This window comes from Streptomyces sp. NPDC048415 (assembly GCF_040651675.1).
In the GTDB taxonomy this organism is placed as follows: Bacteria; Actinomycetota; Actinomycetes; order Streptomycetales; family Streptomycetaceae; genus Streptomyces.
Window position 1 is genome coordinate 1 of sequence record NZ_JBEZKJ010000189.1, and the last position, 6,315, is coordinate 6,315.

3 protein-coding genes and 1 pseudogene are annotated in these 6,315 nt (G+C 67.0%); 3 read left to right on the plus strand and 1 reads right to left on the minus strand.

What is annotated here, in order from left to right; translation table 11 throughout:
* Nucleotides 1-448 precede the first annotated feature (448 nt).
* Genes AB0D27_RS44925 through AB0D27_RS44935 form a run of 3 tightly spaced genes read left to right on the plus strand, consistent with a single transcriptional unit; the run spans nt 449 to nt 5,498 of the window.
* On the plus strand, nt 449-760 hold the full coding sequence (locus AB0D27_RS44925; protein ID WP_362521332.1) for a hypothetical protein: 312 nt from the start codon (nt 449-451) through the stop codon (nt 758-760).
* A gap of 8 nt (nt 761-768) precedes the next feature.
* Nucleotides 769-5,205, plus strand: a complete 4,437-nt coding sequence (locus tag AB0D27_RS44930; RefSeq protein ID WP_362521335.1) for a DUF6531 domain-containing protein — start codon at nt 769-771, stop codon at nt 5,203-5,205.
* Nucleotides 5,205-5,498: a hypothetical protein gene (locus AB0D27_RS44935; protein WP_362521337.1), complete on the plus strand. Its 294-nt coding sequence runs from the start codon at nt 5,205-5,207 to the stop codon at nt 5,496-5,498. The genes AB0D27_RS44930 and AB0D27_RS44935 overlap by 1 nt, the downstream gene beginning before the upstream one ends.
* Before the next feature lie 32 nt (nt 5,499-5,530).
* On the opposite strand, the pseudogene AB0D27_RS44940 reads toward AB0D27_RS44935, so the two are convergent.
* Nucleotides 5,531-6,315: pseudogene (locus tag AB0D27_RS44940) on the minus strand (integrase core domain-containing protein); the annotation flags it as partial.

Below are 6,315 nucleotides of genomic sequence, written 5' to 3' on the forward strand. Positions count from 1 at the left end.
GTCGCGCCCGGACCGGTTGGTCCGGGCGCGCTTGCGTATCCGCGAAAGGCTGGAGGCTCACGCCGGCGTCGTCATGTCCGACGCGGCACGCCCGGCCGGCACCCCGGCGTCCGGCTGCGCGGCGCGACGAAGGAGGGCCAGCCCGGAACGTCGGCCACCATGTCGCGGTGCGGGAGGGGTCCCCGGCCTGCCACTGGCCGACTGCTATGAGCCGCTCCACGACACCCCTCAACTGGGCGGGACACAGCGGCTCCCCTTCCGCATCCGCGCTCCCAGCCGTGATCCGTTGCAGGAGCGCAGCCTAAAGCGTGATCGGGGAGGCTTCCCCACCAGTTCGCAGCGGCCATCTTTACCTTGGCTTGGGACGATCCTTGCCCTTTGAAAAACCGATCCGGTTAGGGTCGCTCGGTTGGCATGTGCACAGAGCAACGGGTGGGGGCAGCGCTTCGTGTCGGACCTGAAGAAGGAAGCCGAGTCGCTGGACAAGGCGGCGTCGGCGTTGCGCAAGGTACCGCATCACACGACTAAGCCGTTGCACGAGTTCAAGGAAGAGTCGAACGACCTCGGCGCGCTCGGCAAGCTCGGGGCCCTGCTCAGCGCCACGGAGGACGTACGCGAGGGCATGCACAAGCTGGCCAAGCTCACCCACGAGCTGGAGGAGGAGTGGCACGCCGAGGCGAAGCTGATGGGCGAGGTGTCTGACGCCTTCGATCTGCTGGACGTGCTCCTGGCCGCCGCTGCCCGCGGCAAGAAGGGCTGAGACGCACCGTGGTCGACCTCAACCCACTGCACTACGTCAACAAGTTCAATCACATGTTCGGCGACAGTGTCGCGAGCGGGCTGGAGTTCCTGGGGATCTCCGATCCGGCGGTGGACCCGGACGGTGTCCGCAAGATTGCCAAGAAGTGGCGGCACCTGGCCACCGCGCTCGACGACGCGGCCGGTGACGCCGAGCGAGCGCTCGCGGACGTGGTGTGGGAGGGCAAGACCGCCAAGGCGTTCCACAAGCGGGCCAAGAACGCGCGCAAGAACGCCACCGATATGGCGGACTCCCTGCGGGAGGGCGCGAAGGCGCTGGATAAATTCGCCGACAAGGCGCACGAGATGCTCTCCGAGATCGGTGTGATCCTCGCGGAGATCGTCGAGTTCGAGATAGCGGGCCTGGCTCTGTCCATCCTGACCGCAGGGGCCTCGGAGGTGGCGTCCAACCTGATGGCCGGCGAGCGGGCGCTGAAGGTCGTCGCGCTGGTGGGGCGGATCGAGGAGGAGGGTACGGCGCTGGGGGCGGCGGTGCGCGGCGTGCTGTCGGTCATCCGGGGGCTGGAGCGCGCGCTGAAGGCGCTCAAAGACATCAAGGCGATCGCGGCGGCTGGCAAGATGGCCAAGGAGGGCATGAAGTTCAGCGCCTTCTCCACCGCTCTTGAGGATCCCGGCGCGTTCAAGGACCCGGAGAAGCTGGCCGGGATACTGACCGAGGGCGCCGTTATGGGAGTCGGCTTCGGTGTGCTGGGCAAGGCCCTCGGTAAGGGCCTCAAGGCCCTCAAGCCCAGCGAACTCGCAAAGCTCGGCAAGGCATTGAAGCTCGGCGGCTCCGATCTCTCCAAGCTCAAGCTGCAGCCCGGCGAGGCCGAGAAGCTCGAAGCCGGCATCCGCGCGGCGGAGAAGGAGTGCAAGCTCGATCCGATCGACGTGGCCACCGGCGACATGCTGCTGCCACAGACCGACGTCGAACTCTCGGGCGCCCTGCCCCTGGTCCTGCAGCGCACCCACATCTCCTCCTACCGGTGGGGCGGCTGGTTCGGCCCCTCCTGGGCCTCCACCCTCGACCAGCGTCTGCAGGTCTCCGACGGCGGCATCACCTACGCCACAGCCGACGGGGCCCGGCTCACCTACCCGCTCCTTGCCCCCGACAGCGACGAACCAGTACATCCCGACAACGGCACGCGTCTGCCGTTGACCTGGGACACAGAGACGGACGGCGCGCTCCGCGTGAGCGACCCGGCGTCCGGGCTCGGCTACGTCTTCCACACGCCGCAGGCCATCGACGACGGCGAGGCCGTGGACCTGCCCCTGCAGGCCATCGTGGACCGCAACGGCCAGCGCATCACTGTCCAATACGCCGACGATGGCGCCCCCACCCGGGTCACCCATTCCGGCGGCTACCGCATCGCCCTCGACCGCCACGCCACCCTGCCCCGCATCAGCGCCATACGCCTGCTGGATACCGAGCATCCGCATAACCGCGGGACAACCCTGCTGTCCTACAGCTACAACGACCACGGCCACCTCGCGGAGGTCATCAACTCCTCCGGACTGCCCACGCGGTTCACCTACGACGACGCGGGCCGGATCACCTCGTGGACCGACCGCAACGACTCCTCGTATACGTACCTGTACGACGAACGAGGCCGGGTCGTGCGTACCGAGGGCAGCGGCGGCTTCCTCTCCGGCAGCCTCGCCTACGACGACGCCACCCGCACCACCACCGTCACCGACTCCCTCGGTCACACCACCCGCTATGAGCACAACGAGGCATTCCGCCTCGTCAGGGAGACCGACCCGCTTGGCCACACCACCAGCCATGAATGGGACGCTGCTCACCACCTGACCGCCGTCACCGATGCCCTGGGCAATACCAACCGCTACCGCTACGACCAGTCCGGACAGCTGACGTCGGTCGTTCGTGCGGACGGCAGCGAGACGCACGTCGAGTACAACGATCTCGGGCTGCCAACGACGGTTACCGGCCCAGAGGGCGTCATCTGGCACTACGCGTACGACGAACGCGGCAACCGCACCGCGATCACCGACGCTGCCACCGCGACGACTCACTTCTCCTACAACAAGTCCGGGCATCTGACGTCGATCACCGACCCCTTCGGCCACAGCACCTGCATCCGCTGCGACCGTGCGGGCCTGCCTGTCGCGACGACTGACCCGCTCGGCGCAGAGACCCGCTACGAGCGCAACGCGTTCGGACGGCCCGCCACGCTGACCGACCCGCTCGGAAACGAGACCCGCTTCGAGTGGACACTGGAAGGCAAGCTCGCCCGCCGCACCGCTGCGGACGGCAGCACCGAGTCGTGGACGTACGACGGCGAGGGCAACTGCACCTCCCACACCGACGCCATGGGCGCGGTCCACCGATTCGAGTACACCCACTTCGACCTGCTGTCTGCCCGCACCGGACCGGACGGCGTGCGTCACTCCTTCACACACGACTCCGAGCTGCGCCTCACCAAGGTCACCAACCCCCAGGGTCTGAACTGGAGTTATCAGTTCGACGCAGCCGGGCGCCTCGTCTCCGAAGTGGACTTCGACAACCGCGTCCTCGGCTACTCCTACGACCCGGTGGGTCGCCTCACCGCCCGCACCAACGCACTCGGTCAGGACATCCACTTCGAGCGTGACGTGCTCGGACAGATCATCCGGCAGAGGGACGGCGACAAGGTCACCACCTTCGCCTACATGGCCAACGGCGAGCTCGCCATGGCCATCACCCCCGACGCGACGGTGAATCGGGAGCACGATGCCGCCGGTCGCCTGCTGTCCGAGACGGTCAACGGGCGCACCGTCACGTACCGCTACGACCCCATGGGGCGGCGCACCCTGCGCACCACCCCCACCGGCATGACCAGCACCTGGCGCTACGACGAGGCCGGCAACTGCATCGAACGGACCAGCGCAGACCACACGATCACCTTCGATCGCGACCCGGTGGGCCGGGAGCTGAGCCGTCATTTCGATGGCACCCTCACCCTGGCGAACGCATTTGACGAACTGGGCCGTCTGACCGCGCAGTCAGTGACAGACCGCACTGCCGGTCACAACCTGCAGCAGCGCGCCTACTCCTACCGCGCCGACGGCCGTCTCACCGGTATCGACGACCAGCTGAACGGCACGAGCCGATTCGACCTCGATACGGCGGGCCGCGTGACCACTGTCCACGCAGCAGGCTGGACAGAGCGGTATGCCTACGACGAGGCGGGCAACCAGACCGACGCCTCCTGGCCTGCCACGCACCCCGGCCATGAAGCCACCGGGCCGCGCACCTATACCGGCACGAGTCTTACCCGAGCCGGAAACGTCCGCTACGAACACGACGCGGCCGGCCGCATCACTCTGCGCCAGAAGACACGCCTGTCACGTAAGCCTGACACCTGGCGCTACACCTGGGACACCGAAGACCGCCTCGTCTCCGTCATCACACCGGACGGCGTCTGCTGGCGATACCTCTACGACGCGCTCGGCCGTCGCGTCGCCAAGCAGCGCCTGGCGGGTGACAACGAAACAGTCGTCGAACAGACCGACTTCACCTGGGACGGCGCCACTCTCTGCGAACAGACCACCAGCACGCCGGACTCGCCCAACCCCGTCACGCTCACCTGGGATCACGAGGGCCTGCACCCCATCGCCCAGACCGAACGCGTCACGGCCCCAGACGCGCCACAGCAGGAGATCGACTCCCGCTTCTTCGCGATCGTCACCGACCTCGTCGGAACGCCGACAGAACTCGTCGACGAAACCGGCGACATCGCCTGGCGCACCCGCTCCACTCTCTGGGGCACGACGTCCTGGGGATCCGACAGCACGGCGCACACGCCACTGCGCTTCCCCGGCCAGTACGACGACCCCGAAACCGGGCTCCACTACAACTACTTCCGATACTACGACCCCGAATCGGCTCGCTACCTCACCCCTGACCCACTCGGACTCGCTCCGGCCCCAAACCCGGTCGCCTACGTCACCAACCCGCATGCCTGGACCGATCCGCTCGGCCTGTCTCCATGCAAGACCGGCAGCGCGGAACCCTTCGGCCCGGACCCGTATGCCGGCACCAAGGAAGCCTCGAAGCTACTGCGGGAAGCCGGTGTTCCCCGCGCCTTCCGCATTCAGGTCATGCAGTCCTTCGAAGACGGCACGCTCAGTGTGCGCCGAGCTGGCGACAGCGACTACGGAATGCGCTTCTACGACAACGAGAACGCCTGGGCGCGCGGACGTTATCTGACAACGCAATGGCCGGCCACCCGAGAGGAGATCGCCGTCAAGGCGTCCTGGAATCAGTTCTCGTTCCTCAAGCAATGGAAGATTCGGCCGGGGGCACCCATCATCGAGGGCCGAGTCGGGCCCCAAGGCGTCGGGTACCCTGGCGGGGGAAAACAGACCTATGTATTGAACCCCGACAGGGACTTGCTGGAGCCATAGTGTCCGAGACAACCGCGCAAAAAGCTCTCAATGCGACCACGCAGGCCCTGTCGGGGATCGACGAGGAGCTGGAACGGCATGCCGCGGGCCAGGGCCGCGTGAGCAGCGCCAAACAGCTGGCCTCGATCCGTGAGCAGCTGACACAGATGGCGCAGCAACTCTCGTCATCGCAACTTCCGCCTAAGGCACAGCGCTTGCGCGGAGCCGGTCACGTGGTCGCTGACTCCTGGCCCTACGACAGCTCACTGGGCGTCGTGATCTTGGAAGCTGAGCAGCTCTACCTGAAGGCGTGACTCTGCGGGTGCCGGCTAATTATCCGGCCTGGTCAAGCGGCGTGTCGGTACTCGTGAAGGGTTCCGCCGAGGCGGTCTGGGCGGCGGACCTCCAGGTGGCTGATGTGTCCTGGCGCGCTGATCGGCTCGGGTAGCGGGCGGAGCGGAGCGGCGTGCTCCAACGTTCTGTGCGGTCGATGCTCGTTGTAGAAGGTCTCGAACTCGCGGAGCGCGTGTAGAAGGTGGCTCTGGTTCCAGATCAGGGTTCAGTCCAGGAGTTCGGGTCGGCAGGTCTGAATCCAGCGCTCCATGATGGAGTTCATCCGCGGCATCCGTACACCGCTTCTGACGATCCTGAGTCCGGCGTCGGCGAGCACGGCGTCGAAGGCCTGCGTGAACTTGGAGTCGCGGTCGCGGATCAAGAACCTGGATCTGCTGCCCGCGTCCTCGAGGTCTATGAGGAGATTGCGTCCGACCTGGACGACCCACTGCGCGGTGGGGTGCGCGGTTACGCCCAGGACCCGGATGCGCCGGGTGGAGTGCTCGATGACGGCAAAGACGTACAGGCGTGCCCCGGTCAGGGTGCGGGTCTCGAAGAAGTCGCACGCGAGCAGTGCGTCGGCCTGGCTGCGAAGGAAGTCGGCCCACGTCGTGCTGTGTCGTTCCGGCGCGGGCGGGACGCCGTGCTCGCGGAGGATCTCCCAGACGGTGGATGCGGCGACCTTGATGCCAGGGTCGCGAGTTCACCGTGGATCCGGCGATACCCCCATGAGGAGTTCTCACGGGCGAGGTGCAGGACCAGCGCGCGGACCGAGCGGACGGTGGGCGGGCGTCCGCG